Source organism: Enterobacter sp. Li2LvB3 (assembly GCF_056156645.1).
On the sequence record NZ_JBSICG010000009.1, the window covers coordinates 97,588 to 121,314 of the forward strand.

24 protein-coding genes are annotated in these 23,727 nt (G+C 58.3%); 15 read left to right on the forward strand and 9 right to left on the reverse strand.

What is annotated here, in order from left to right; genetic code table 11:
• Nucleotides 1-4: 4 nt before the first annotated feature.
• Nucleotides 5-1,039 carry a molybdenum cofactor-independent xanthine hydroxylase subunit HpxD gene (hpxD, locus tag ACS603_RS09535; protein WP_182060360.1) on the reverse strand — a complete coding sequence of 345 codons (1,035 nt, stop codon included), beginning with the start codon at nt 1,037-1,039 and terminating at the stop codon, nt 5-7.
• A gap of 17 nt (nt 1,040-1,056) precedes the next feature.
• On the reverse strand, nt 1,057-2,211 hold the full coding sequence (gene hpxO / locus ACS603_RS09540) for an FAD-dependent urate hydroxylase HpxO (RefSeq protein WP_182060361.1): 1,155 nt from the start codon (nt 2,209-2,211) through the stop codon (nt 1,057-1,059).
• Between the two features lie 252 nt (nt 2,212-2,463).
• Here hpxO and uraD point away from each other — a divergent pair, with 252 nt between their 5' ends.
• Together uraD and uraH are read left to right on the forward strand one after the other, a co-directional pair.
• The gene (gene uraD / locus ACS603_RS09545; RefSeq protein ID WP_474944149.1) at nt 2,464-2,964 is read left to right on the forward strand and encodes a 2-oxo-4-hydroxy-4-carboxy-5-ureidoimidazoline decarboxylase; all 501 of its coding nucleotides are present in this window, start codon (nt 2,464-2,466) and stop codon (nt 2,962-2,964) included.
• A complete protein-coding gene (uraH, locus tag ACS603_RS09550) occupies nt 2,961-3,284 on the forward strand; it encodes a hydroxyisourate hydrolase (RefSeq protein ID WP_182060363.1) in 324 nt (107 codons plus the stop codon). The genes uraD and uraH overlap by 4 nt, the downstream gene beginning before the upstream one ends.
• Here the strand turns inward: uraH and guaD are convergent.
• Together guaD and ACS603_RS09560 are read right to left on the reverse strand one after the other, a co-directional pair.
• Entirely contained in the window at nt 3,264-4,580 is a 1,317-nt protein-coding gene (gene guaD / locus ACS603_RS09555; protein WP_315688686.1) for a guanine deaminase, read from the reverse strand. The genes uraH and guaD overlap by 21 nt on opposite strands.
• Nucleotides 4,581-4,682: 102 nt before the next feature.
• Nucleotides 4,683-6,179: an NCS1 family nucleobase:cation symporter-1 gene (locus ACS603_RS09560; RefSeq protein ID WP_182060365.1), complete on the reverse strand. Its 1,497-nt coding sequence runs from the start codon at nt 6,177-6,179 to the stop codon at nt 4,683-4,685.
• 144 nt (nt 6,180-6,323) lie between these two features.
• Here ACS603_RS09560 and ACS603_RS09565 point away from each other — a divergent pair, with 144 nt between their 5' ends.
• From ACS603_RS09565 to puuE, 3 genes are read left to right on the forward strand one after another with little or no spacing between them, the layout of a single operon-like run.
• Nucleotides 6,324-7,040, forward strand: a complete 717-nt coding sequence (locus ACS603_RS09565; protein WP_182060366.1) for a GntR family transcriptional regulator — start codon at nt 6,324-6,326, stop codon at nt 7,038-7,040.
• A complete protein-coding gene (gene hpxA / locus ACS603_RS09570; RefSeq protein WP_474944150.1) occupies nt 7,040-7,783 on the forward strand; it encodes an allantoin racemase in 744 nt (247 codons plus the stop codon). The genes ACS603_RS09565 and hpxA overlap by 1 nt, the downstream gene beginning before the upstream one ends.
• Before the next feature lie 16 nt (nt 7,784-7,799).
• The gene (gene puuE / locus ACS603_RS09575) at nt 7,800-8,732 is read left to right on the forward strand and encodes an allantoinase PuuE (protein ID WP_446492627.1); all 933 of its coding nucleotides are present in this window, start codon (nt 7,800-7,802) and stop codon (nt 8,730-8,732) included.
• Between the two features lie 57 nt (nt 8,733-8,789).
• Here puuE and hpxZ read toward each other — a convergent pair whose 3' ends face one another.
• Genes hpxZ through ACS603_RS09595 form a run of 4 tightly spaced genes read right to left on the reverse strand, consistent with a single transcriptional unit; the run spans nt 8,790 to nt 12,349 of the window.
• Nucleotides 8,790-9,176 (reverse strand): oxalurate catabolism protein HpxZ, encoded by a 387-nt coding sequence (gene hpxZ, locus ACS603_RS09580; protein ID WP_474944151.1) that lies wholly within the window; start codon nt 9,174-9,176, stop codon nt 8,790-8,792.
• Complete coding sequence (locus ACS603_RS09585) at nt 9,173-10,570, reverse strand: AtzE family amidohydrolase (protein WP_315688271.1); 1,398 nt, start codon at nt 10,568-10,570, stop codon at nt 9,173-9,175. The genes hpxZ and ACS603_RS09585 overlap by 4 nt, the downstream gene beginning before the upstream one ends.
• Entirely contained in the window at nt 10,567-10,755 is a 189-nt protein-coding gene (gene hpxX, locus ACS603_RS09590; RefSeq protein ID WP_182060371.1) for an oxalurate catabolism protein HpxX, read from the reverse strand. Before hpxX ends, ACS603_RS09585 begins: the two co-directional genes overlap by 4 nt.
• 10 nt (nt 10,756-10,765) lie before the next feature.
• Nucleotides 10,766-12,349 (reverse strand): gamma-glutamyltransferase family protein, encoded by a 1,584-nt coding sequence (locus ACS603_RS09595; protein ID WP_315688272.1) that lies wholly within the window; start codon nt 12,347-12,349, stop codon nt 10,766-10,768.
• Nucleotides 12,350-12,491: 142 nt separating this feature from the next.
• Between ACS603_RS09595 and hpxU the strand changes: the two genes are divergently transcribed.
• The 7 genes from hpxU to hpxK all read left to right on the forward strand — a co-directional run bounded on the left by hpxU (nt 12,492) and on the right by hpxK (nt 18,854).
• Complete coding sequence (hpxU, locus tag ACS603_RS09600; protein WP_182060373.1) at nt 12,492-13,331, forward strand: MurR/RpiR family transcriptional regulator HpxU; 840 nt, start codon at nt 12,492-12,494, stop codon at nt 13,329-13,331.
• Between the two features lie 202 nt (nt 13,332-13,533).
• Complete coding sequence (locus tag ACS603_RS09605; protein ID WP_182060374.1) at nt 13,534-14,316, forward strand: transporter substrate-binding domain-containing protein; 783 nt, start codon at nt 13,534-13,536, stop codon at nt 14,314-14,316.
• Between the two features lie 3 nt (nt 14,317-14,319).
• On the forward strand, nt 14,320-14,985 hold the full coding sequence (locus ACS603_RS09610; protein ID WP_182060375.1) for an amino acid ABC transporter permease: 666 nt from the start codon (nt 14,320-14,322) through the stop codon (nt 14,983-14,985).
• On the forward strand, nt 14,985-15,641 hold the full coding sequence (locus tag ACS603_RS09615; protein ID WP_182063547.1) for an amino acid ABC transporter permease: 657 nt from the start codon (nt 14,985-14,987) through the stop codon (nt 15,639-15,641). Before ACS603_RS09610 ends, ACS603_RS09615 begins: the two co-directional genes overlap by 1 nt.
• Complete coding sequence (locus ACS603_RS09620; protein ID WP_182060376.1) at nt 15,622-16,359, forward strand: amino acid ABC transporter ATP-binding protein; 738 nt, start codon at nt 15,622-15,624, stop codon at nt 16,357-16,359. Before ACS603_RS09615 ends, ACS603_RS09620 begins: the two co-directional genes overlap by 20 nt.
• 15 nt (nt 16,360-16,374) lie before the next feature.
• On the forward strand, nt 16,375-17,616 hold the full coding sequence (locus tag ACS603_RS09625; RefSeq protein WP_315688276.1) for a pyridoxal-phosphate-dependent aminotransferase family protein: 1,242 nt from the start codon (nt 16,375-16,377) through the stop codon (nt 17,614-17,616).
• Nucleotides 17,613-18,854, forward strand: a complete 1,242-nt coding sequence (hpxK, locus tag ACS603_RS09630) for an allantoate amidohydrolase (RefSeq protein ID WP_474944152.1) — start codon at nt 17,613-17,615, stop codon at nt 18,852-18,854. The genes ACS603_RS09625 and hpxK overlap by 4 nt, the downstream gene beginning before the upstream one ends.
• Here the strand turns inward: hpxK and ACS603_RS09635 are convergent.
• On the reverse strand, nt 18,851-19,966 hold the full coding sequence (locus ACS603_RS09635) for an ABC transporter ATP-binding protein (protein WP_474944153.1): 1,116 nt from the start codon (nt 19,964-19,966) through the stop codon (nt 18,851-18,853). The two genes, hpxK and ACS603_RS09635, sit on opposite strands and share 4 nt — an antisense overlap.
• A 320-nt stretch (nt 19,967-20,286) precedes the next feature.
• On the opposite strand from ACS603_RS09635, the gene ACS603_RS09640 reads away from it, so the two are divergent.
• Genes ACS603_RS09640 through ACS603_RS09650 form a run of 3 tightly spaced genes read left to right on the forward strand, consistent with a single transcriptional unit; the run spans nt 20,287 to nt 23,727 of the window.
• On the forward strand, nt 20,287-21,501 hold the full coding sequence (locus ACS603_RS09640; protein WP_446492636.1) for an extracellular solute-binding protein: 1,215 nt from the start codon (nt 20,287-20,289) through the stop codon (nt 21,499-21,501).
• A 58-nt stretch (nt 21,502-21,559) separates the two neighbouring features.
• On the forward strand, nt 21,560-22,864 hold the full coding sequence (locus ACS603_RS09645) for a carbohydrate ABC transporter permease (RefSeq protein WP_182060381.1): 1,305 nt from the start codon (nt 21,560-21,562) through the stop codon (nt 22,862-22,864).
• Nucleotides 22,865-22,875: 11 nt separating this feature from the next.
• Nucleotides 22,876-23,727, forward strand: a complete 852-nt coding sequence (locus ACS603_RS09650; RefSeq protein WP_182060382.1) for a sugar ABC transporter permease — start codon at nt 22,876-22,878, stop codon at nt 23,725-23,727.

The window sequence follows — 23,727 nt, forward strand, 5'->3', positions numbered from 1 at the left end:
TCCGTCATACCAGGAAAAATTCTCCAAAGCCCATCTTTTTCAACCCACGGCGGTAGGCAATAGAGCTTCTGTCCGCAGGTATATGGGCTTCCAGGGTCAAATCCAGCGGCAGGCTTTCCGGGCGCTGGGTTTCCACCATCAGGCGATCTTCCTCAAAGATGCGCAGATTAAAGGCATGAACATCCTCTACCGGAATATGCAGGTCAACGTTACGCGCAATAGGTGCGAACATCCGCGTTACGCGTGCTGACACGGGTGATGCAGCATTCATGATAACCAGCCGGGAATCGCCCGGAAAATGGATGGTTAGCGTGGCGGTAAACGGCAGATGCATTTCAAAATGACGCAGCCATTCGAAACCTTCTGGTGCCTGTACATCCGAACTGGCGGGGTAGTTACTCACCGAGCTCCAGTAATCGGCGACAAAGCCAAAGGCGGTCTCCTGCGGCTGATAGGCGGGCACCTGCTGGTTATCCGGGTCGGCAAAGGTGGATGTGTGGATCCACGCGAAATGGGCGACATCGAGAAACCCCTCGACCTGGCGACCAGCAAAACCGTTCACCTCAAACGCCGGGCAGTTGATCTGCTGAAAACCGTCGTCATCCCAGTGCGGCATGGTGGGCAGCGGCACCGGGTTTTCCGGGTCAAACGCCAGACAGGTCCAGATCAGGCCAAAGCGCTCTTCCACGGCGTAGTTAATCAGATTTAGTTTCGCCGGTACGGGCTGGTCGGGGCTGGAGGGAATACGGTTGCAGCGGCCATCTTCCCCAAAGCGTAAGCCATGATAGGGGCAGATAATCCCGTGTTCATCGTGAAAGCCCAGCGTCAGCGGCACGCCGCGATGGGGACAAACGTCCCGGGCGACCACCACCTGATCGTTAATCCGGTAGATAACCAGCTGTTCATCCAGCAGGGTGGCTTTTACCGGCGCCGGGCCGATGTCGCACGCCCGGGCAACCGGGTGCCAGCATTTTGCCAGGCGCAGCCAGTCCTCTGGCTCAAACGTGCAATGGGCAGGTGGTGTTGGGTGTTTTATCATGGTTGTCCCTCCTGTGTTCAGCCTAATGGGCCACCCTGAATGGTGTCGCACAGACCGTTAATAATGCGCTCGCCGGTCTCTTCGCTGAGCTCCTGATACCAGGCCCGGGTCAGCGCCATATCTTTACCGTGCGTGATATCGCAACGTTTGCGGGCTTTCAGCACCAGGTCGCGAACCCGGTCGCAGCGCAGCGCTTCGTACTGGCGCAGTGCCAGCGTAATGTTGTGGTTGTCGCGCACGCAGTCGCCCAGCACCACTGCATCCTCCATGGCGGCACAACCGCCCTGGCCGATATCCGGTGTGGTGCTGTGTCCCGCATCACCCAGCAGCGCCACTTTGCCGCGTACCAGGCTGTCGAACGGCTCAATATCATGGATTTCGATGCGGTTGGTCGTCTCAGGATCCAGCGCGGCGATAAGCTTCTGCACCGGCGGTGCCCAGCCGCGGAAATAGCCGCTGAGATCGGCTTTAAGGGTAAGACGATCTTCCGCCAGACCGGCCGGGAGCGGGACATCGAAAAAGAAGTAGAAGCGCCCGCCGGAAACCGGCATCAGCGAGACGCGCTTACCTTCTCCGACAAACGTGGTCCACTGGTGGGCAGGGGCAATGTCCTCGTCGATCTTCACCAGACCATTCCAGTTGACGTATCCGGCGTAGCGGCGTTCTGGGGTATAACCCAGCACGTACGGGCGCACCGCCGAGTGGCTACCGTCAGCGGCAATCAGAAAATCACCGGTTGCCGTGGTGCCATCGGTAAAGGTGACGGTCACGCCCGCGTCATCTTCACGGACGCGTTCAACGCGCTTGCCGAACTGCACTGCGTCTCGCCCCCAGAAATTGAGCATTTCGCGCTGCAATTCGGCTCGCGAGACAGGGCAGGGACGACCGCCGGTGCGCGCCACCAGCGGAGCAAGGCTAAAGCGGGTCAGGGTATCGCCGCGCAGGTGATCCTTATACGCCATAAAACGCATTGGCCCGCCGTAGGTTTCCATCATGTCGCCCATGCCAAGATGCTGCATACATTTCACCCCGTTGGGCCAGATGGAGATGGCCGCGCCAACGGGTTTGATCTCTTTCACGGCCTCAAAGACGGTACAGTCGATCCCGGCTTTCTTTAACGCCACGGCCGCGCTCAGACCACCAATTCCCGCTCCAATGACAATCGCTTTCATGCTTCTCTCCTTTTGCAGGGTGTAATGAGAGTGAGCAATTTGCGTACCAGGATGCAGAGTGAAGAAAAGGGCGTTGTGATGGGTCGTTATGCACTGCTAAGGTGCGTTATTACGGTGAGAGTGCCTGTTTATGAATCAATAATTTCCAGTTTTGCTCTGCGGAATCGACTGTTTCATGTCCGGCATAAGAGTGGCGTGTTTTGTGCAATGTTTTGTGCAACAGGGCCGAAGGATGATTTCAACGGAGCGACCATGACAGCACTGCATGACTTTAATCAACAGCGATACGAAGACGCGCTGGCACGCTTACTGCCCTGCGTGGCGATCCCCGCCTGGGCCGAGGCACTGGTGCGCGGGCGTCCTTATCCTGGCCGGGATGCACTGTTTGACGCCGCCAGCGCGCTGGCACAGCGCTGGGATGAAGATGCCCTGACGCTTGCCCTGAGCGCGCACCCGCGTATCGGTGAGAAACCCGCGGGCACGCAGGCCGAGGCGGCGCTTTCGCGTCAGGAGCAGGGGGCCGTTAACGAAAGCGACGCGGCGCTCGCCCGGGCATTGCGGGAAGGCAACGCCCGCTACGAGGCGCGCTTCGGGCGCGTGTTTCTTATTCGCGCGAAAGGCCGCAGCGGAGAAGACATTTTACAGGCGCTGGAACGGCGGCTGAAAAACACCGACGCGCAGGAAGTGCAGGCCGCACTGGAACAACTGCGGGAAATTACCTTATTACGGCTGGAAGGAGTGATTGGCGAATGAGCACCCTAAGCACCCATATTCTGGATATTTCGACAGGAAAACCCGCCCAGGGCGTAACCGTTCGTCTGGAACGGGACGGGCTGGTGATTGCCACCGGGACGACCAACAGCGCCGGGCGCATTACGGAATTCGTGGCGCACCTGCCGGCAGGCCGTTACCGGCTGGTGGCCGACATTGGTGCATGGTTTTTCCAGACCGGGCGCGAAACGATTTACCCCTGTGCGCAGATTGATTTTGTCACTAAAGAGGCGGCAGACGAGCACTATCATCTGCCGTTTGTGATTGCGCCAGGCGGGTGGTCAACCTACCGCGGCAGTTGACCACACCTGCTCGCCGTTGACCCAGGTTTCACTGATATTACGCTCGTCACCGAGCGTCATCAGCACAAACAGCTGCTCGTAAATATCTTTGCAGCGCCCGTTACGCAAGCGCTGTAGCGGCGTAACTGCCGGGTCGATAACGATAAAGTCGGCCTCTTTGCCAGGCGCAAAATTGCCAATCTTATCGTCCAGCCGCAGGGCGTGTGCGCCACCCAGGGTGGCATGATAAAACGCTTCGCAGGCTTGCAGGCGGTAGCTCTGCAACTGGCCCACTTTGTAGGCCTCACCCAGCGTACGCAACATGCTGAAGGTGGTACCGGCCCCGACGTCGGTGCCTATACCCATTCGCACCTTGTGCTGCCAGCAGGCGGGTAAACGAAACAGCCCGCTGCCAAGAAACAGGTTGGAGGTTGGGCAAAATGCCACGGCGGAACCGGTGTCGTGCAGGCACTGCCACTCGCTGTGGTGCAGGTGAATGCCGTGAGCAAATACGCTGCGCTCGCCGGTCAGGCCGTAGTGGTGATACACATCCAGATAACGCTCGTGCTCCGGCCACAGATCGCTCACCCACGCCACTTCGTTGGGGTTTTCGCTCAGATGGGTCTGCATCCAGGTGTCGGGAAACTCCTCTCTGAGCAGGCTTACCGCCGCGAGCAGTTCCGGGGAAGAGGTTGGCGCAAAACGCGGCGTAATGGCATAGCCTAAGCGCCCGCGGTGGTGCCAGCGCTGAATAAGCTCCCGCGTTTGCCGGTAGCTCTGTTTGGCGGTTTCAGTCAGGTAATCCGGCGTGTGCCTGTCCATCATTACTTTCCCGGCAATCAGCCGCATGTTGAGGCGTAATGCTTCGGTAAACAGCGCATCGACAGATTCGGGGTGCAGTGTGCAAAATACCAGCGCCGTGGTTGTGCCGTGGCTGACCAGCTGATTAATGAAAAACTCCGCGATCTCTTTCGCGTAGGTCTCATCGGCAAACTGGCTCTCCACCGGGAAGGTGTAGGTGGTCAGCCACTCCAGCAGTTGCTCGCCAAAGGCGCCAATCATCTCCGTCTGGGGATAATGGACGTGGGTATCGATAAAACCGGGCAGCAGTAGCTTGCCGCGCAGGTCGGTGTAACCTTTGTGAGGGTCAAGGTATTGCTCGCCCTCCTGCCAGCTCATCTGCGCCAGAATTTTGCCGTTGTGAATAAACAACAGCCCATCGTCAAGGTAGCGGGTGTGGCGGGGGATAGCCTCTGCGCTGTCGCAGACCTGGGCAATATCGAAAAATGCACCGCGGATCGCTGTCTGGTAATCCATCATGGTTCCTGCCTTATTGTTTGCGTAGCGGGGTCAGGAGAATGAGCAAAAAGGATGCCAGCTTGAGAAAGGCCGCAGAAGGTCTGCGGCCAGGTGAAAGGATTACTCTTTTTGCGTCGCCACGCGGGAGTTGAATTGCGGGGCGGCAGCCGCTTCGCGGTCTTCCCGCGCCAGCCAGCGGTAAGTCACACCGCCCAGGAAGACGCCGATAAACCAGCTAAAGTTCGCCACTTCATGCAGGGCCGGGATAAAGCTAATCACCAGGCCTACGGCAACGGACGGGAGCAGCGCGCCGATGGCTTTCGGGTTAAAGCCGTTGCGATACCAGTATTTCCCTTTTGGCGTGTCGTCGAACAGGTCATCTACAGAGATTTTCCCGCGCTTAATCAGGTAGAAGTCGGCAATCAGGATGCCGAACAGCGGGCCGATAAAGGCGCCGAGCACGTCCAGGGTGTAGTGGATAAGCTCTGGAGAGTTGAACAGGTTCCACGGGGTTAACAGGATCGAGCCGACAGCGGCAATCATCCCCCCGGTGCGGAAGCTGATTTTCTGCGGCGAGCAGTTAGAAAAGTCGAACGCCGGGGAGACAAAGTTCGCCACAATGTTGATCCCGATGGTGGCGGTGATCATGGTCAGCAGGCCAATCGCCACGGCCAGATCGTTGCCCACGCGGCTAACGGTTTCAATCGGGTCGGTTATCATGCGGCCAAACAGCGACTGCGTGCCGGAGACAATCACCACGGTGACGATGGAAAACAGCAGGAAGTTAAACGGCAAGCCCCAGCGGTTTCCACGGCGAATTTCGCCCATGCTTTTGCCGTAGCGCGAGAAGTCACCAAAGTTGAGCAACGGTCCGGAGAAATAGGACACCACCAGCGCCGTAGCAGTGATCATCTGCCAGGTTTGCTCGCCTGCGCTCAGGGATTTGCTGGCGAGGGTAAAGGAGATCCCGTCAAAACCCGTCTTGTATACAATCCAGCCCGCAAGCGCCAGCATCACCACATAGACCGCCGGGCCGGCAATATCGATAAAACGCTTAATGGCGCTCATACCGTGCCAGAAGACCATCGCCTGTAATACCCACATAATGGAAAAGCAGATCCAGCCCAGATGCGACAGGCCAAGGAACGCACCGGTAGTGAGCGCCGACAGTGACGGCCAGAACTTCAGCGCCACCAGCATCAGGGCGTTGGCGGCCAGATAGGTCTGAATGCCGTACCACGCAAAGGCGATAAGCCCGCGGATCACCGCCGGAATATTCGCGCCAAAAACACCAAATGCCTGACGGCTGATCACCGCATAAGGCACGCCCGCCATCTGGCTCGGTTTTGCCACCAGGTTGGCGCACAGCTGCACAATACAAATCCCTATCAGCAGGCAAAGCAACACCTGCCAGCTGGCCAGCCCGAGCGTAAAGAAGCTCGCGGCAACCACATAACCCCCCATGCTATGCACGTCGGACATCCAGAAAGAAAAGATGTTGTACCAGCTCCAGTTCTGGTCACGCGTTGGTGCCAGATCCTCATTGCAAAGCCGTGGGCTGTAAACCGCACCGGAATCAGCGGCCGAACCTTGCTGCGCGTTTTGTGTATTTGGCATGAAACCTGCTCCTGTGAATGAAAACCCGTTAAGTGGGAGTACAAGCGGTGTTGCAGGATCCAGGCCAAAATAATAAATCTTGTATGCAATATTTTATTTTTATGTATACGATCCGATAGCGAAAAGTAAAAAATGGAGTGGGTAATGAACAACGTAAACAGTCTGCACGCCGCGCCAGACCTGCAAGACAAAGACGAATCCATCTTTCAGGCGCTGATGACCGCGATTGTCGAACATCAGTTGCTGCCGGGGAGTAAATTGCCGGAAGAGGCGCTGGCCGAAGTCTTCGGCGTGAGCCGCACGGGCATCCGCAAGGTGCTGCAACGACTCGCGGCTGTGCAAATGGTCACGTTAACGCCCAAACGTGGTGCACATGTTGCCAGCCCGACGGTAGAAGAGGCACAGCACATCTTTCGCACGCGCGCCCTGCTGGAGGTCGCCAACCTGCCGGACGTGCTGGCCCACTGCCAGTCGCCACATCTTGCTGCGCTGGAAGCCATTATTGCTCAGGAGCAGCAGGCGCACGAAGCGTACGACGGCCCGGCGGCAATCCGCCACTCTGCCAATTTCCATATCCAGCTTCAGGCCATTTCCGGCAACCAGGTGCTGACGGAGATGGTGACAAGCCTTAGCCAGCGTTCATCGCTGGTGATTGCCGCGTGGGGCGCGCCGTGGCGTCAGGGTTGCCGCTGCAACGATCACGAACAGCTTGTGGATCTGCTGCGCCAGAAAGCGCTCCGGCCACTCAGCGATGCCTTAATGCACCATTTTGAACATATCGTCGCCAGCCTCTGTTTTGAACGGGCGGGCGAGTGCCTTCCTGATTTTGCCCGGCTGTTTGCCGGCCACAAGGAGTCGTAATGTCGTCTGTCTGTATACAAGTGATCAATCCCAATACCAGCCGTGGAATGACGGAAACCATCGGCGCGGCAGCGCGCGCGGTGGCAGCGCCGGGCACGGAGATCCTCGCGGTCTGCCCGGATGAAGGTGTGCCCTCGATTGAAGGCCATTTTGATGAAGCCATTGCGGCCGTAGGGGTGCTCGAACAAATCAAAAAAGGAAGGCAGCAGGGCGTGGATGGCCACGTTATCGCCTGCTTTGGCGATCCGGGTTTGCTGGCGGCGCGCGAGCTGGCGCAGGGGCCGGTGATTGGTATCGCAGAAGCCGCCATGCATATGGCGACGCTGGTGGCGACACGCTTTTCCATCGTCACCACGCTGCCGCGTACGCTGATCATCGCCCGGCACCTGCTGCACCAGTATGGCTTTCATGATCACTGCGCGGCCCTGCACGCGATCGATCTCCCGGTGCTGGCGCTGGAAGACGGCAGTGGTCTGGCGCAGGAAAAAGTACGCGCACGCTGTATCCAGGCACTGAAAGAGGACGGTTGCGGCGCCATTGTGCTGGGGTGTGGCGGTATGGCAACGCTTGCGCAGGAGCTGACGCGCGAGCTGCATGTCCCGGTGATCGACGGCGTTAGCGCGGCGGTGAAAATGGTCGAATCGCTGGTGGCACTTAGGCTATCCACCAGCAAGTACGGCGACCTGGCGTTCCCGGAAAACAAAGCGTTAAGCGGTAAATTTCAGGCACTGAATCCATTTTAATTATGAGGGGGCCACAATGGCGCTTTTTGAACAGGATTACCCGCGGGATCTGCGTGGCTACGCAGGCAACCCGCCGCACGCGCAGTGGCCGCAGCAGGCGCGTATTGCCGTGCAGTTTGTGCTTAATTACGAAGAAGGGGCCGAAAACCACGTACTACACGGTGACGCCGGATCGGAACAGTTCCTGTCAGACATCATTGGCGCGGCCAGCTACCCGGACAAACATATGTCGATGGACTCTCTCTACGAATACGGCAGTCGCGCCGGGTTCTGGCGGATCCACAACGCTTTCAGCCAGCGCGGCCTGCCGCTGACGGTCTTTGGCGTGGCGATGGCGCTGGCGCGTCATCCCGATATTGTCGACGCCATTAAAGCGGCAAATTACGATGTGGTCAGCCACGGCTGGCGCTGGATCCACTATCAGAATATGGATATCGACCAGGAGCGTGAGCATCTGCAAAAGGCGGTGCATGTGATGACCGATCTGTTCGGCAAACCGCCGACGGGCTGGTATACCGGGCGCGACAGCCCCAACACTCGTCAACTGGTGGCGGAACACGGCGGTTTTGACTACGACAGCGACTACTACGGCGACGATTTACCCTTCTGGACCGAAGTGGCGTGCAGCGACGGTACCCGCAAACCGCACCTGATTGTGCCTTATACGCTGGATACCAACGACATGCGCTTTGCGACCGCACAAGGATTTAATACCGCCGAGCAGTTTTATACCTACCTGAAAGACAGTTTTGATGTGCTGTATGAAGAGGGGGAAAGTGCGCCGAAGATGATGTCCATCGGGATGCATTGCCGCCTGCTGGGGCGTCCGGGGCGTTTTCGCGCGCTGCAACGGTTTCTCGATTATATCCAGCAGCACGACAAGGTATGGGTCTGCACCCGCCAGCAAATTGCCGACCACTGGCGGGAAGTGCATCCGTTTCAGAGATAGCGGTGTCGTATTGTGCCGGGTGGCGGCTGCGCCTTACCCGGCCTACGACTCTCCACTTTACACCATCAAACTCACCTGCGCCGCCACAATCCGCCATCCATACGGGAAACGCACCCACGTTTGCTGCTGGCGGCCAATTTTCTCCGTCCCCTCGCGGGTAAATTCGGTGCTGCACACCGCATAATCGGCCCCGAAGGTGGTGATGACCGTATGACGCAGGGTTCGCTGCAACCCGGCGGAAGGGCGCGCCGCACGAAAGGCGCGGATTTCATCAATCCCGTACAGGTTTTCACTCGCGCCCAGCCGCACCGTATTTTTGTCATGCCAGAACAGTTCATCCAGCACCGCAGTGTTGTTACTTACCAGCGCATCTTCGTAGCGGTAAAACGCGGCTGTGACCTCAGCAACCACCCACGGGAGGTTTACGTCATCATGATTCATCATTGTGCTATCTCCGCAGGGCGGGCATCGGTTATCCCGCTTGCTTCCAGTACCCGCGCCACGCGCAGGCAGGCCTGTTCATTAAACGGCGCGGCAATCAGTTGCAGGCCAATGGGGGCGCCGTCTGCCGTGCGCAGGGGCACCGTGGTGACGGGCAAACCCAAAAACGAAATCGGCTGAGTCAGCATTCCCATGCTGGCGCGGACCGGCAGTAGCTGGCCGTTAATCTCCATGGTCTGCTCACCAATCAGCGTGGCGCTGCGGGGTGTCGCCGGAGCAATCAGCACATCGGCGTAGGAGAATAACGTTTTAAACGCCTGCCGGGCGTGGGCGCGGAAACGCTGGGCCTGAATATACCAGGCGGATGGGATCATCGCCCCTGCCAGTAGCCGCTCGCGGGAGTGAGGCTCAAATCGTGCGGGCTCGCTTCGCAGCGCAGGCAGGTACTGATTTCCCCCTTCGGACGCGCTGATGATAAACGCCGCTGAGCGGGCAAGCTCTGCGTCGGGGAACAGCAGTTCATCGTGCGCCTCGAGCGCTTTCGCCACCCGTGCAACGGCAGCCCGGGCGTCGGCGTCACACCATGTGCTGAAATAGCCGCCCAGAACAGCGCAGCGCAGGCCATCCAGCCCGCGATCCAGCAGCGGGCGGGTTTGCTCTCGTGAGCTGTCGGCCTGAAAACTGTCGCTGGTGTCGCGGCCTTGCAGCGCATCGTATACCGATGCCAGGTCGCTCACGCGGCGGGCAAACGGCCCGATATGATCCAGGCTTGCAACGAACGGATGGCTGCCGGAACGTGACAGGCGGCCAAAGGTCGGTTTCAGGCCATATATCCCGCACAGGGAGGCCGGTACGCGAATCGAGCCGTTAGTGTCAGTGCCGAGCGAAAAATGGACCAGCCCGGCGGCGACGGCCGCAGCCGATCCCCCGGACGATCCTCCCGCAATGCGCTTCAGATCGTGCGGGTTATGCGTTGCGCCGTAGTGGCTGTTTTCGGTGGTAAACCCGTAGGCGTAAGCATCCATGTTGACCATCCCGGAAAGCAGCCCGCCCGCACTGCGCAGCTGGCGTACCGCAAAGCTGTCGGCGGCAGCAGCAGGGCGCTGGCTGAACAGTTCAGCCCCGGCGAGGGTGGTGTGCCCGGCGACATCAAACAGGTTTTTGACCGCGTAAGGAATGCCCGCCAGCGGCGGCAGGGGGCGCTTTTCCCGACGCAGGGTGTCGATATTCTCGGCTTCTGCCAGCATTCGTTCGGCGGTGATCGTCGTCCACGCGTTGAGCTGTGGGTTGATGCGGGTAATGGCATCCAGCGTCTGACGGGCGATGTCACCGGCGCTCAGCTCGCCGTTGCCAAGCGCCTTCTGGATAGCGCTGATACTCATCTCGTGTAGCGTCATGCTTTGTATACTCCCGCAATCTCCTGGCGGTCATCGAGCGGTAACGCCATCAGCGGTGCGGCCATGCTGGCTATGCGGCTGAACTGCAACTGAAGCTCCGCCCGACGGGCGTCATCCAGTTCAACGCCCAGCACGGATTCCATCTGCGCAAGGTATGCGCTCCAGTCGGGTGGTGTGGTGTTCATGGTTATCTCCTCAGTATCCGGCGGCAGAGCCGTTGCTGCGTGGGTCGAATGCCCCTTCAAACAGGCCGTTGGGATGGCGAACAATCGCCCCCGCGTGCCCCATGGCTTCGCTAAAGTCAGGGAACACTTCTGTTTCGTGGCCCAGCGCCTGCAAGCGCGCGAGCGTCTGCGATGAGACGCGTCCTTCCAGTTTTAAGGTGTCGGAAGTTTGTCCCCAGGTGCGTCCCAGTAGCCAGCGCGGCAGGCTGATGCTCTCCTGAAGCGGCACGCCCTGCACCACATAGCGGGTGAACAGCGCCGCCTGGGTTTGCGGCTGTCCGTCTCCTCCCATCGAGCCATAGACCATCACGCGCCCGTCGTGCAGGCGTGCGGCTGCCGGGTTCAGAGTATGGAAAGGCTGCTTACCCGGAGCCAGCGCCAGAAGATGAGCCGGGTTGAGGCTGAAAGAGGCTCCCCGATTTTGCCAGACGATCCCGGTATCCGGCAGAACCACGCCGCTGCCGAACTCGTGATAAATACTCTGGATAAACGAGACGGCAAGCCCGCTGTTATCCATTACCCCCATCCATACCGTGTCACCAGGGCCTTTGCCGGTGCCCCATTGGGCGGCCTGGCTGTCGTTGACCCGCGCAGCGAGCGCATCCAGCTCGGCGGGGGCCAGCAGGCTCTGGGTATCGGTTTTCAGTTCTCGTGGATCGGTAATATGGCTATCGCGCAGGCCGAAGGCCAGCTTGGTGGCTTCGACGATGCGGTGAATGGTGGTGGCCTCGTCGGCATCGGCCATCCCCAGCCGGTCAGTTATCCCGAGTATCGCCAGCGATACCAGCCCCTGCGTCGGCGGGGCAAGATTCCAGACGTCACCCTGCTGATGCTGCAATTTCAGCGGCGTGGTGCGCCGGGCGACGTGCGCATTCAGGTCTGCAAGGGTCACGGGCAGACCGAGCTCCTCCATTCCACGGGCCAGACATTCCGCCAGCGGGCCACGATAAAAGCTGTCCAGACCTTCGTCCGCCAGGCGTTTCAGGGTGGTGGCCATCGCCGGTTGGTAAAAACGGCTCCCGGCCTGAGGTGGTTTACCGTCGATAAGCCAGGTTTCTGCAAAACCAGGCAGGTCTTTAAGTTCGTCAAATTTACTCGCCGTGGCGCTGGCCTGCGATGCGGTGACCGGCGTGCCGTTTTGCGCGTAGTCAATGGCATCTGCCAGCAGGCGCGCCAGCGGCAGCGCGGTGCCATGCATTTCCTGCGACACCTTAAGGGCTTCGTCCCAGCCGCTGACCGTTCCGGCCACGGTCAGCGCCGCGCGCGGGCCGCGATGGGGGATCTGCGTCAGACCATCATAGGCCGCAAGCGTCGCCAGCGAGCCTGCCGCGCCGCTGGCGTCAATGGCAATGGGTTCACCGCCGGGCGGGACGATAAGCCAGAAGCCATCGCCACCCAGGCCATTCATATGGGGATAAACCACTGCGATGGTGGCTGCGGCGGCCACCATGGCTTCAATGGCGCTGCCGCCTTCGCGCAGAATTGCCAGCGCGCTCTGGCTGGCAAGATGGTGGGGCGCTACGGCCATTCCGTGTGTGGAGACATTACTGTGCATGGGGAGTCCTCATGACCCTGAAAGTCACAAGGTGCTGCAAAAGCTGTTCCAGTTCTGAAAGAAAAGTTTCAGTAAACTGGCACGGATAATGAAACGTATAATAAAAGGCAAAATGTGATGAAACAAAAGTTACAGAGGCGCTATGGAACAGTTAGATGAACGTCTGAAAGGGCAGTACGCGTCATTGTCGCCGCAGGAGCAGCGCGTGGCCGATTTTATCTTCGATCACTTTGACGACCTTATAAGCTATAACAGCGCCGAGCTGGCGCAGCTTAGCGGGGTGTCGAAAGCCACGGTGAGCCGTCTGTTTAAGCGCCTGGGCTATGAGAAATATAAAGACATGCGCGACGAACTGCGCACGCTGCGCCAGAGCGGGATGCCGTTAACCGACAACCGTGATGCGGTGCAGGGCAACACGCTGCTGGCGCGTCACTATAAGCAGGAGATGGCGAACCTGACACAGTGGGTGAATGCGCTTGATGCACATCAGTTTGCCGAGGCCATGGCCTGCATGGTGAAGGCACGGCGGGTGGTGATTATCGGGATGCGCAATGCGTATCCGGCGGCGCTGCACCTGCGCCAGCAGCTGTTACAGGCCCGCGGGCAGGTGCTGGTGCTACCCCAGCCAGGGCAGAGCCTGAGTGAAGAGCTGGTGGATTTAACCGCCGACGATCTGGTGGTGATGATGGCGTTTCGCCGCCGCCCGCGCATTATCCGCCCGCTGATGCAGCAGCTTCAGAGCCGTGGGGTTCCGGTGCTGCTGATGTGCGAGCCGCAGGCCCACAGCCTGTTCCCGCTGGCGAGCTGGCAGCTCTGCGCCCCGCTGGACAGCGTATCGGCCTATGACAGCTACTCTTCGGTGAACAGCCTGATTAACCTGCTGGCGAACGCCTTCCTGCATGAGATCCTCGATAAAGGCCGCCCGCGTATTCACGAGATAGCCTCCCTTTATCAGCAGCTGGATGAGCTGGAGCAACGATAATGGGGCGCCAGGCTGGTGCTTTGCATTAAATTGGTGCAATAAAACGGAGCGAAAAGGCCAGTTCTTTTCGCCCCGTTGTCATTTATTCCTCGTGATATCTGCCTTTCAAACAAAATTTGCCGTTTTGCTTCGCCTGGCACATTAGTTGCAAAAGTTAATTCAAAGAATCTTTTGTTTCATGCTAACGTAACGGGTAAACACCATGAAAAAACTGTTGATTGCACTGGCCGGGGCCGCTTGTCTGTTCACACAACTGCCAGCAAAAGCTGACCAGCTTCAGGATATTGAAAAGCGCGGTACGCTGCGCATCGCCGTCCCGCAGGACTTCCCGCCGTTCGGCTCGGTGGGGACCGACCTCCAGCCGCAGGGTTACGACATCGATATGGCGCGCTATCTGGCAAAACAGATGAAGCTCAAGCTGCAACTGGTGCCGGTGACCAGCGCCAACCGCGTACCGTATCTGCAAACCGATAAGGTGGATCTGGTTATCTCAAGCCTGGGTAAAAACGCCGAGCGTGAAAAGGTGATCGACTTTAGCCGCGCCTATGCGCCTTTCTTCCTCGGCGTATTTGGCCCGAAAGGGGCTGAGCTGAAAGATGCTGCCGCACTGAGCGGAAAAACCATCGGCGTGACGCGCGGTGCGGTGGAAGACATGGTGCTGACCAGCCTGGCGCCGAAAGATGCCGACGTAAAACGCTATGAGGACAACAACACCACGCTGTCGGCCTACCTTTCCGGTCAGGTGCAGTATGTGGCGACCGGCAACCTTGTGGTGGCGGCGATTTCACGTCAGAACGCGGATAAAGCGCCGGTGCCGAGCTTTATGCTGAAAGACTCACCGTGCTTTATCGGCCTGAAGAAAAACGAACCGGCCCTGAAAGCGAAAGTCGACGCCCTGATTGAGCAAGGGATCAAAGACGGCACGCTGAATGGGCTGTCTGAGCAATGGCTGAAAGCGCCGCTGCCGGCAAACCTTGGCGTATAAGGTATGTCTGAGCAACTGCATTTTTCTGAGCTCTGGCCGCACTGGCCGGAGCTGCTGGCAGGGCTGTGGGTCACCATTCAACTGACCGTACTGGCGACCCTCGGCGGCCTGGCTATCGGTATTTTCGGGGCGGCCATTCGCAGCGGGCGGGCAACATGGTTTAGCCGGATCTGGGGCGGTTACGTGGAAATTATCCGTAATACGCCGTTTGTGGTGCAGCTGTTTTTTATTGTTTTTGGCCTGCCCAATATGGGGCTGAAAATGACCGCCGGGGAAGCGGCGCTGCTGGCCATGGTGGTCAATCTGGGGGCGTACAGCACCGAGATTATCCGCGCGGGTATTCAGGTAACGCCAAAAGGGCAGTGGGAAGCCGGGCGGGTGTTGGGGTTAACGCGTTTGCAGACCTTTATCCGGGTGGTGTTACCGCCCTCGCTGCAACGCATTTATCCGGCGCTGGTGAGCCAGTGCATCATCGTGATGCTGGGTTCGTCGGTGGTGTCGCAGGTTTCCTATGAAGAGCTAACCTTTGCCGCCAACCTGATCCAGTCCAGAACCTTTCTGAGCTTTGAGGTCTATCTGGTGACAACCGGGATTTACTTAGTGCTGTCGATTACCCTGCGCCAGTTGATGATGGCGGCAGGACGCAAATGGCTGGGGGTGCAGGCATGATGACCACCTTTACGGACTGGGACATTATTCGCAATCTGCTGCTCGCCGGGCGCTGGACGGTACTGCTGTCGCTGGTGGCGTTTGTCGGCGGAGCGGTAGTGACGCTGCCGCTGTTGCTGCTGCGTATGACGGGCGGACGTACGGTAAAACACCTGATCCGCGGCTATATTGAGCTGTTTCAGGGCACGCCGCTGCTGATGCAGCTGTTCCTGGCCTTTTTCGGCGTGGCGCTGTTTGGCATCGATGTTTCAGCCTGGACCGCCGCGTCGCTGGCGCTGACGTTTTACACCAGCGCCTTTTTGCTCGATATCTGGTTTGGCAGTATTCGTGCGCTGCCAAAAGGGCAGTGGGAAGCCTCGCGCTGCCTGGGGTTGAGCTTTGGTCAGACTCTGTTTCGCGTGGTGGCGCCGCAGGCGTTACGCATCGCTATCGCCCCCACGGTGGGGTTTGCCGTGCAGGTGATTAAGGGCACTGCGCTGGCGTCGATTATCGGTTTTATCGAGCTGACAAAGGCCGGGACGATGCTGACCAACGTGACCTACCAGCCATTTAAAGTCTTTGCGCTGGTGGCGCTGGGCTATTTTATTCTGTGTTACCCGCTGTCGCGCTACAGCCGTTATCTGGAGACTAAATTCAATGCCTCTCATCACCATTAATCAGGTGCAGAAGTTTTACGGCGATAACCACGTGCTCAAGGGCGTGGATCTGGATATCGACATGGGCCAGGTCATTTCGATTATCGGGCGCAGCGGTTCGGGCAAAAGCACGCTGCTGCGCTGCATCAACGGCCTGGAAGGGTATCAGGACGGCAGCATTAAGCTCGGCGGCATGACCATTACCGACCGGGATTCCCAGGCGCGTGAAATCAGCCGTTCGGTCGGGATGGTGTTCCAGAACTTCAACCTGTTCCCGCACATGACCGCGCTGGAAAATGTGATGCTCGCCCCGCGCCGGGTGCTGAAGAAAAGCGCCGCCGAATGCCGGGAGCTGGCGCAGCAGATGCTGGAGAAAGTCGGCTTAGGCGACCGCCTGGACTATTACCCGTCGAGCCTCTCCGGGGGCCAGCAGCAGCGCGTGGCCATTGCCCGCGCCCTGGCGATGACGCCAAAAGTTTTACTCTGCGACGAGATAACCTCTGCGCTCGACCCGGAACTGGTGGGCGAAGTGCTCAGGGTGCTGGAACAGCTGGCGGCAGAGGGGATGACGCTGATCCTCGTGACGCATGAAATGAATTTTGCCCGCGAAGTGGGCGACCGCGTGGTGTTTATGCACCAGGGGAAAGTGTGGGAGCAGGGCGACAGCAAAACGCTGTTTGCTAACCCGCAGACTACTGAACTGAAACAGTTTATCTCCTCCGTGCGCGGCCTCAATTAACCTAAGGACACAAAGATGGACATCGCTCAATTTCCGCAAATCAATCCACCGCAGCGCCTGCTGATGGGGCCGGGGCCGATCAACGCCGATCCGCGCGTGCTGCGTGCCATGTCGAGCCAGTTGATTGGCCAGTACGATCCGACCATGACCCACTACATGAATGAGGTGATGGCGCTTTATCGCGGGGTGTTCCGCACCGAAAACCGCTGGACAATGCTGGTGGATGGCACCTCCCGCGCGGGGATTGAAGCAATTCTGGTGTCGGCCATTCGTCCGGGGGACAAAGTGCTGGTGCCAGTGTTTGGTCGCTTTGGCCATCTGCTGTGCGAAATTGCCCGTCGTTGTCGCGCCGAAGTACACACCATTGAAGTGCCGTGGGGAGAAGTGTTCACCCCGGATCAGGTTGAAGATGCCATCAAACGCGTGCGCCCGCGCCTGCTGCTGACCGTGCAGGGCGATACCTCGACCACCATGCTGCAACCGCTTGCCGAACTGGGCGCCATTTGCCGCCGTTACGACGTACTGTTTTACACCGATGCCACCGCATCACTGGGCGGGAACCCGCTGGAAACCGATGCCTGGGAACTGGATGCGGTGTCGGCCGGGATGCAAAAATGCCTCGGCGGCCCGTCCGGTACCTCGCCCATTACCCTCAGCGCGCGAATGGAAGAGGCGATCCGCCGCCGTAAATGCGTGGAAGAGGGTATCCGTACCGATGCTCATCAGCACGGCGTGGATGAGATGGTCTACTCCAACTATTTCGACCTCGGCATGGTGATGGACTACTGGGGCCCCGAGCGTCTGAACCACCACACCGAAGCCACCACCGCGCTGTTCGGCGCACGCGAGTGCGCCCGGCTTATCCTTCAGGAAGGGCTGGATAACGGCATTGCCCGCCACAAGCTGCACGGCGATGCGCTGCTGAGAGGCATTCAGGCGATGGGGCTGGAAACCTTCGGCGACCTGAAGCACAAAATGAATAACGTGCTGGGCGTGGTTATTCCGCAGGGCGTGAACGGCGATCAGGTGCGTAAGCTGATGCTGGAAGATTTCGGTATCGAAATTGGCACCTCGTTTGGCCCGCTGCACGGCAAAGTGTGGCGCATTGGCACCATGGGCTATAACGCCCGCAAAGACTGCGTGATGACTACCCTGAGCGCGCTGGAGTCGGTGCTGAACTACCTGAAATTTACCACCACGCAGGGCGCTGCAATGCAGGCCGCGTGGGATCACTACCGCAGCGAGACGGCGCTATGAGTCAAGCGACACGCCAGCAGGCGGCAGACCGTGTGATGGCGCGCGCCGATGCGCTGGCCACTATTAGCGAAACCCCGGATGCCCTGACACGGGTGTATCTCTCCACGCAGCATTTACAGGCCAACCAGCTGGTCGGGCAGTGGATGAGCCAGGCGGGCATGACCGTCTGGCAGGACAGCGTGGGCAATATTTGCGGGCGCTATGAGGGGGCACAGGAAGGCGCACCGGCGGTATTACTCGGCTCGCATCTGGATACCGTGCGTAATGCCGGGCGATATGACGGGATGCTCGGCGTGCTCACCGCCATTGAAGTGGTGGACAGCCTGCATCAGCAGGGGCGGCATCTGGCGCAGGCCATCGAGATTGTCGGTTTTTGCGATGAAGAAGGCACCCGCTTCGGCATTACCCTGCTGGGCAGCCGTGGCCTGACGGGTACCTGGCCTGAGAGCTGGCTCGATAAATGCGATGCCAGCGGTGTCAGCGTGGCGCAGGCGATGGTGCAGGCGGGGCTTGATCCCGCCCGCGTGTTACTTGCCGCCAGAAACAAAGACGATTTCAGCGCCTATCTGGAGCTGCATATTGAGCAGGGGCCGTGCCTGGAGCAGGAACAGCTGGCGCTGGGCGTGGTGGAAGCCATTAACGGCGCACGCCGCCTGAACTGCCGCTTTACCGGTGAGGCCGGGCACGCCGGTACCGTGCCGATGGCCCATCGCAAGGACGCCCTGGCCGCCGCAGCCGAATGGATGGTGATGACCGAAAGCACCACGCAGCGCCACGGCGGCAATCTGGTGGCGACGGTAGGGGAGCTGCGCTGCCTGCCCGGCGCGGTGAATGTGATCCCAGGCGAAGTGGCGCTGTCTCTGGATATTCGCGGCCCGCAGGATGCCCCGCTGGATGTGCTGCTCAACGAATTGCTGACGCAGGCGCAGGCCATCGCCGCCCGTCGTGGGCTGGATTTCAGCGCCGAGGAGTTTTACCGTATCGCCGCTACGCCGTGCGATGCCCGTTTACAGGCATTGCTGGGCGAGGCCGTTGAATCGGTACAGGGGCGCACGCTGTCACTGCCAAGCGGTGCCGGGCACGACGCCATCGCCATGGCAGAGCGCTGGCCCGTGGGTATGTTGTTTGTGCGCTGTAAAGGCGGTGTCAGCCACCATCCGGCGGAGTCGGTGATGGCTGAAGATGTCGCCCTGGCGATTGAGGCGTTTAAGGGTGCGGTTGAGAGGCTGGCAAGTTAGGCCACTGAACGCACCGCATCTTCGATATCTGCACTGACGCGGACATCCTGTTCGTCAAAGACCATGCAGTGGCGATCGTCGAAGGCCACATCAATCTTCTGCCACGGGGCGAACTTCACGTCTCCTGGCAGCAAGATTTTAACGTTGTCGTGGCCGTAGCACTGACCAAACAGATAGGTGTTATTCCCGAGGCGTTCCACCACTTCACAGTTAAATTCCAGCCCCGTACCCTGGCGAATGTCGGTGGTCAAATGTTCCGGGCGAATGCCCAGCGTCACCTTGCTCCCCGGCGTCAGCGGCGTGGTGGTCAGGGCAAGCGTCAGCGACTTCTGCTGCGACAGCCGCACGGTCAGCTCGCCCGGTTGCCAGGCCTCTACCGTGGCCGGCAGGAAGTTCATCTTCGGTGAGCCAATAAACCCGGCCACAAACTTGTTAACCGGCTTGTAGTAGAGATCCATCGGCGCACCCATCTGCTCAACCTTGCCGTAGTTCATCACCACGATTTTATCGGCCAGGGTCATGGCCTCAATCTGATCGTGGGTGACATACACCATGGTGGTTTTGAGCTCCTGGTGCAGACGGGCCAGGTGCAGGCGCATCTCGACGCGCAGTTCGGCATCCAGGTTTGAGAGCGGTTCATCGAACATAAACACACGCGGGTTGCGCACGATGGCACGGCCAATCGCCACGCGCTGTCGCTGGCCGCCGGAGAGTTGTTTTGGTTTACGGTCCAGCAGATGGGAAAGTTGCAGCGTTTTAGCCACCATCTCCACCTGATGGCGGATCTGATCCTTCGGCACCTTATTCACTTTTAGCCCATAGCCCATGTTTTCCGCCACCGTCATGTGCGGATAGAGCGCGTAGGACTGAAACACCATCGCCACGCCGCGGTGTGACGGGGCGACATCATTCATCACTTCGTTACCAATTAATACTTCCCCGTCGCTGATCTCTTCCAGACCGGCAATCATACGCAGCATGGTTGATTTACCGCAGCCGGAAGGGCCAACAAAAACGGCGAACTCGCCGTCCTCAATGTCAAGATTCACGTTGTGCAAGGTAACGGTGTCGCCAAAGCGTTTGGTGACATTCCTCAATTGTATGTTCGACATCAGTGTTCCCCGAGTAAGTCGCCAGTTATGTTTTACGTATAACAATTGTGCTTAACATGGCTGGACGGCGCAATTTGTCTGTACTGACTATAACTTCCAGTATTCACGCGCCCTATACAGATATTCCATTAATGTTATGACGATCACACAACTTACAGTTTTTTGTAGAGTTATCATGATGTGAAGGGTAGCGTATAACAAACCAAATGCATTTGACGTCATACGTATACCGCCAGTTATTACAGGCTATTTGGTGGAAGTGAATGAAGTCTGAATGCGATAAAAACCATAAATTGTTATACCTTCACATGAGGTTGATAATGAAAAAGAACATACTCGCTGCTCTGATCCTCTCTACGCTCGCGGTGCAGGTACACGCCACCACGCAGCTTAACGTCTGGGAAGACATCAAGAAGTCGTCCGGCATTAAAGATGCGGTCGCCGATTTTGAAAAACAGTACGACGTGAAGGTCAACGTCCAGGAAACACCTTACGCTCAGCAGCTGGAAAAGCTGCGTCTGGACGGCCCGGCAGGGATTGGCCCAGATGTGCTGGTCATCCCTAACGATCAGCTAGGCGGCGCCGTTGTGCAAGGGTTATTGACCCCCCTGAATCTGGAGGCTAAGCAGACCGAACAGTACACCCCGGCCTCGATCAACGCCTTCAAAATGGATAACGCCCTGTACGGTGTGCCAAAAGCGGTCGAAACGCTGGTGCTTATCTACAACAAAGATCTCATCGACAAACCCCTGAACTCGCTTCAGGACTGGTATGACTTTTCTAAACAGCAACGCGCCAAAAACCAGTACGGGTTGCTCGCCAAATTTGACCAGATCTATTACAGCTGGGGGGCTATTTCCCCGATGGGCGGCTACATCTTTGGGCAAAACGGCAAAGGTGGCTATAACGCCAGCGACGTGGGTCTGAACAAGCCGGGCGCGGTAGAGGCCGTTACGTACCTGAAAAAATTCTATGCAGACGATGTCTTCCCGGCGGGGATCGTTGGCGATAACGGCCTGAATGCCATCGACTCCCTGTTCACCGAGAAAAAAGCGGCTGCCGTGATCAACGGCCCGTGGGCGTTCCAGCCGTATGAGGCAGCGGGGATCAACTACGGCGTTGCACCGCTGCCTACGCTTCCGGACGGTAAGCCAATGAGCTCCTTCCTCGGGGTGAAAGGTTATGTTGTCTCCACCTGGAGCAAAGACAAAGCGCTGGCGCAGAAATTCATCGAATTCATCAATCAGCCTCAGTACGTGAAAACGCGCTACATCGCGACGCGTGAGATCCCGCCGCTGACGGCGATGATTGACGATCCGGTTATCAAGAATGACGAGAAAGCCAGCGCCGTAGCGGTGCAGGCTGCACGCGCCACCGCCATGCCGGGTATTCCTGAAATGGGTGAAGTCTGGGGGCCGGCCAACGCCGCGCTGGAGCTGAGCCTGACCGGTAAACAAGATCCAAAAGCCGCGCTGGATAGCGCAGAAAAACAGGTTCAGATGCAGATCGAAGCCATGCAGGCCAGCAACCAGTAATTTTCTGTTGTCGCAGAACGGGAGTACAGGCTCCCGTTCTTTTTGAAAGGAGTTGTCTGTGAGTATCATCCCGGAAAATTTTGCCAAACCGCGCGCTGGCGGGCGTCACGCCTGGACCGGCCTGCTGATGGCTGTCGTACCCGGCTTCGGTCAGTTCTATCATCGCCAGTGGCTGAAAGGGATTATCTTCCTGGTGCTGCTTGCCAGCTTTATCGGCGTATTTGCTGATTTTCTGCGTGAAGGGTTGTGGGGGCTGGTGACGCTGGGCGAAGAGGTGCCGCGTGACAACTCCATCTTCCTGCTGGCCGAAGGGATCATCAGCGTCTTAATCGCCGCGTTTGGCGTGATGGTCTGGTATCTGTCGATGCGTGATGCGTGGGTTAACGGCCGTAAACGCGATGAAGGCCTGCCGCTAAATAGCGTGCGCAAACAGTACCAGATGCTGCTGAGCGACGGCTTCCCGTATCTGATGATCACCCCGGGTTTTATCCTGCTGGTGTTTGTGGTGGTTTTCCCCATTCTGTTTGGCTTTGCTATCGCCTTTACCAACTACAACCTCTACCACACGCCACCGGCTAAGCTGGTGGACTGGGTTGGCTTTAAGAACTTTATCAATATTTTCACGCTCTCCATCTGGCGTTCGACCTTCTTCGACGTACTCCAGTGGACGGTGGTCTGGACGCTGCTGGCTACCACGCTGCAATGTTCCGTGGGCGTGCTGCTGGCCATCCTGGTGAATCAGAAAGATCTGCGCTTTAAGCCGCTTATCCGCACCATCTTTATTCTGCCTTGGGCGGTGCCGGGATTTGTCACCATTCTGGTATTCGCCGGGATGTTTAACGACTCCTTCGGGGTGATTAACAATGCGATTCTGGCCTTCTTTGGCATTGCGCCAAAAGCCTGGATGACCGACCCGTTCTGGACCAAAACGGCGCTGATTATGATGCAGACCTGGCTCGGCTTCCCGTTTGTGTTCGCCATGACCACCGGCGTGTTGCAGGCGATCCCGGAAGATTTGTATGAAGCGGCCACCATGGACGGCGCCAGCAGCGCGACCAAGCTGCGCACCATTACGCTGCCGCTGGTGCTGTACTCGATTGCGCCGATCCTTATCACGCAATACACCTTCAACTTCAATAACTTCAACATTATCTATCTGTTTAACAACGGCGGGCCGGCGGTGGTCGGGTCGAATGCGGGCGGGACCGACATTCTGGTGTCGTGGATCTACAAACTGACGATGTCCTCTTCGCAGTACGCGATAGCGGCGACCATCACCATCCTGCTGTCGATTTTCGTCGTCGGCCTGGCGCTGTGGCAGTTCCGCGCCACCAAATCTTTCAAAAATGACGACATGGCGTAAGGGACGTAACAATGGCTCAATCACCAAGTATTAAACGTGAGAAGTGGGTACGCCTCTCGCTCTCCTGGCTGGTTATCGTGCTGGTGTCGACGATTATCATTTATCCGCTGGTGTGGACGGTCGGGGCGTCATTCAACGCCGGTAACAGCCTGCTCAGCTCGTCGATTATTCCGGAGAACTTCTCGGTCCAGCATTACGCCGACCTGTTCAACGGCCAGGTGAACTACATGACCTGGTACTGGAACTCGATGAAAATCAGCTTCCTGACCATGGTGCTGACCTTAATCAGCGTCAGCTTTACGGCCTATGCCTTCTCGCGTTTTCGCTTTAAGGGGCGCCAGAATGGTTTGATGCTGTTCCTGCTGCTACAGATGATCCCGCAGTTTTCGGCGCTGATTGCCATCTTCGTGCTGTCGCAGCTTCTGGGGTTAATCAACAGCCATCTGGCGCTGGTGTTGATCTACGTCGGCGGCATGATCCCGATGAACACTTATCTGATGAAAGGCTATCTCGATGCCATTCCGAAAGATCTGGATGAATCCGCGCGCATGGACGGGGCCAGCAACTTCCGTATTTTCATCGAAATCATCATGCCGCTTTCTAAACCTATTGTGGCCGTGGTGGCGCTGTTTTCCTTCACCGGGCCGCTGGGGGATTTCATCCTCTCCAGCACCATTTTGCGCACCCCGGACAAATACACCTTACCCATCGGGCTTTATAACCTGGTGGCGCAAAAAATGGGTGCCAGTTACACCACCTACGCGGCAGGCGCGGTACTGATTGCTGTGCCGGTCGCTGTCCTCTACCTGGCGTTGCAAAAATACTTCGTCTCCGGTCTTACCTCCGGGAGTACTAAAGGATAA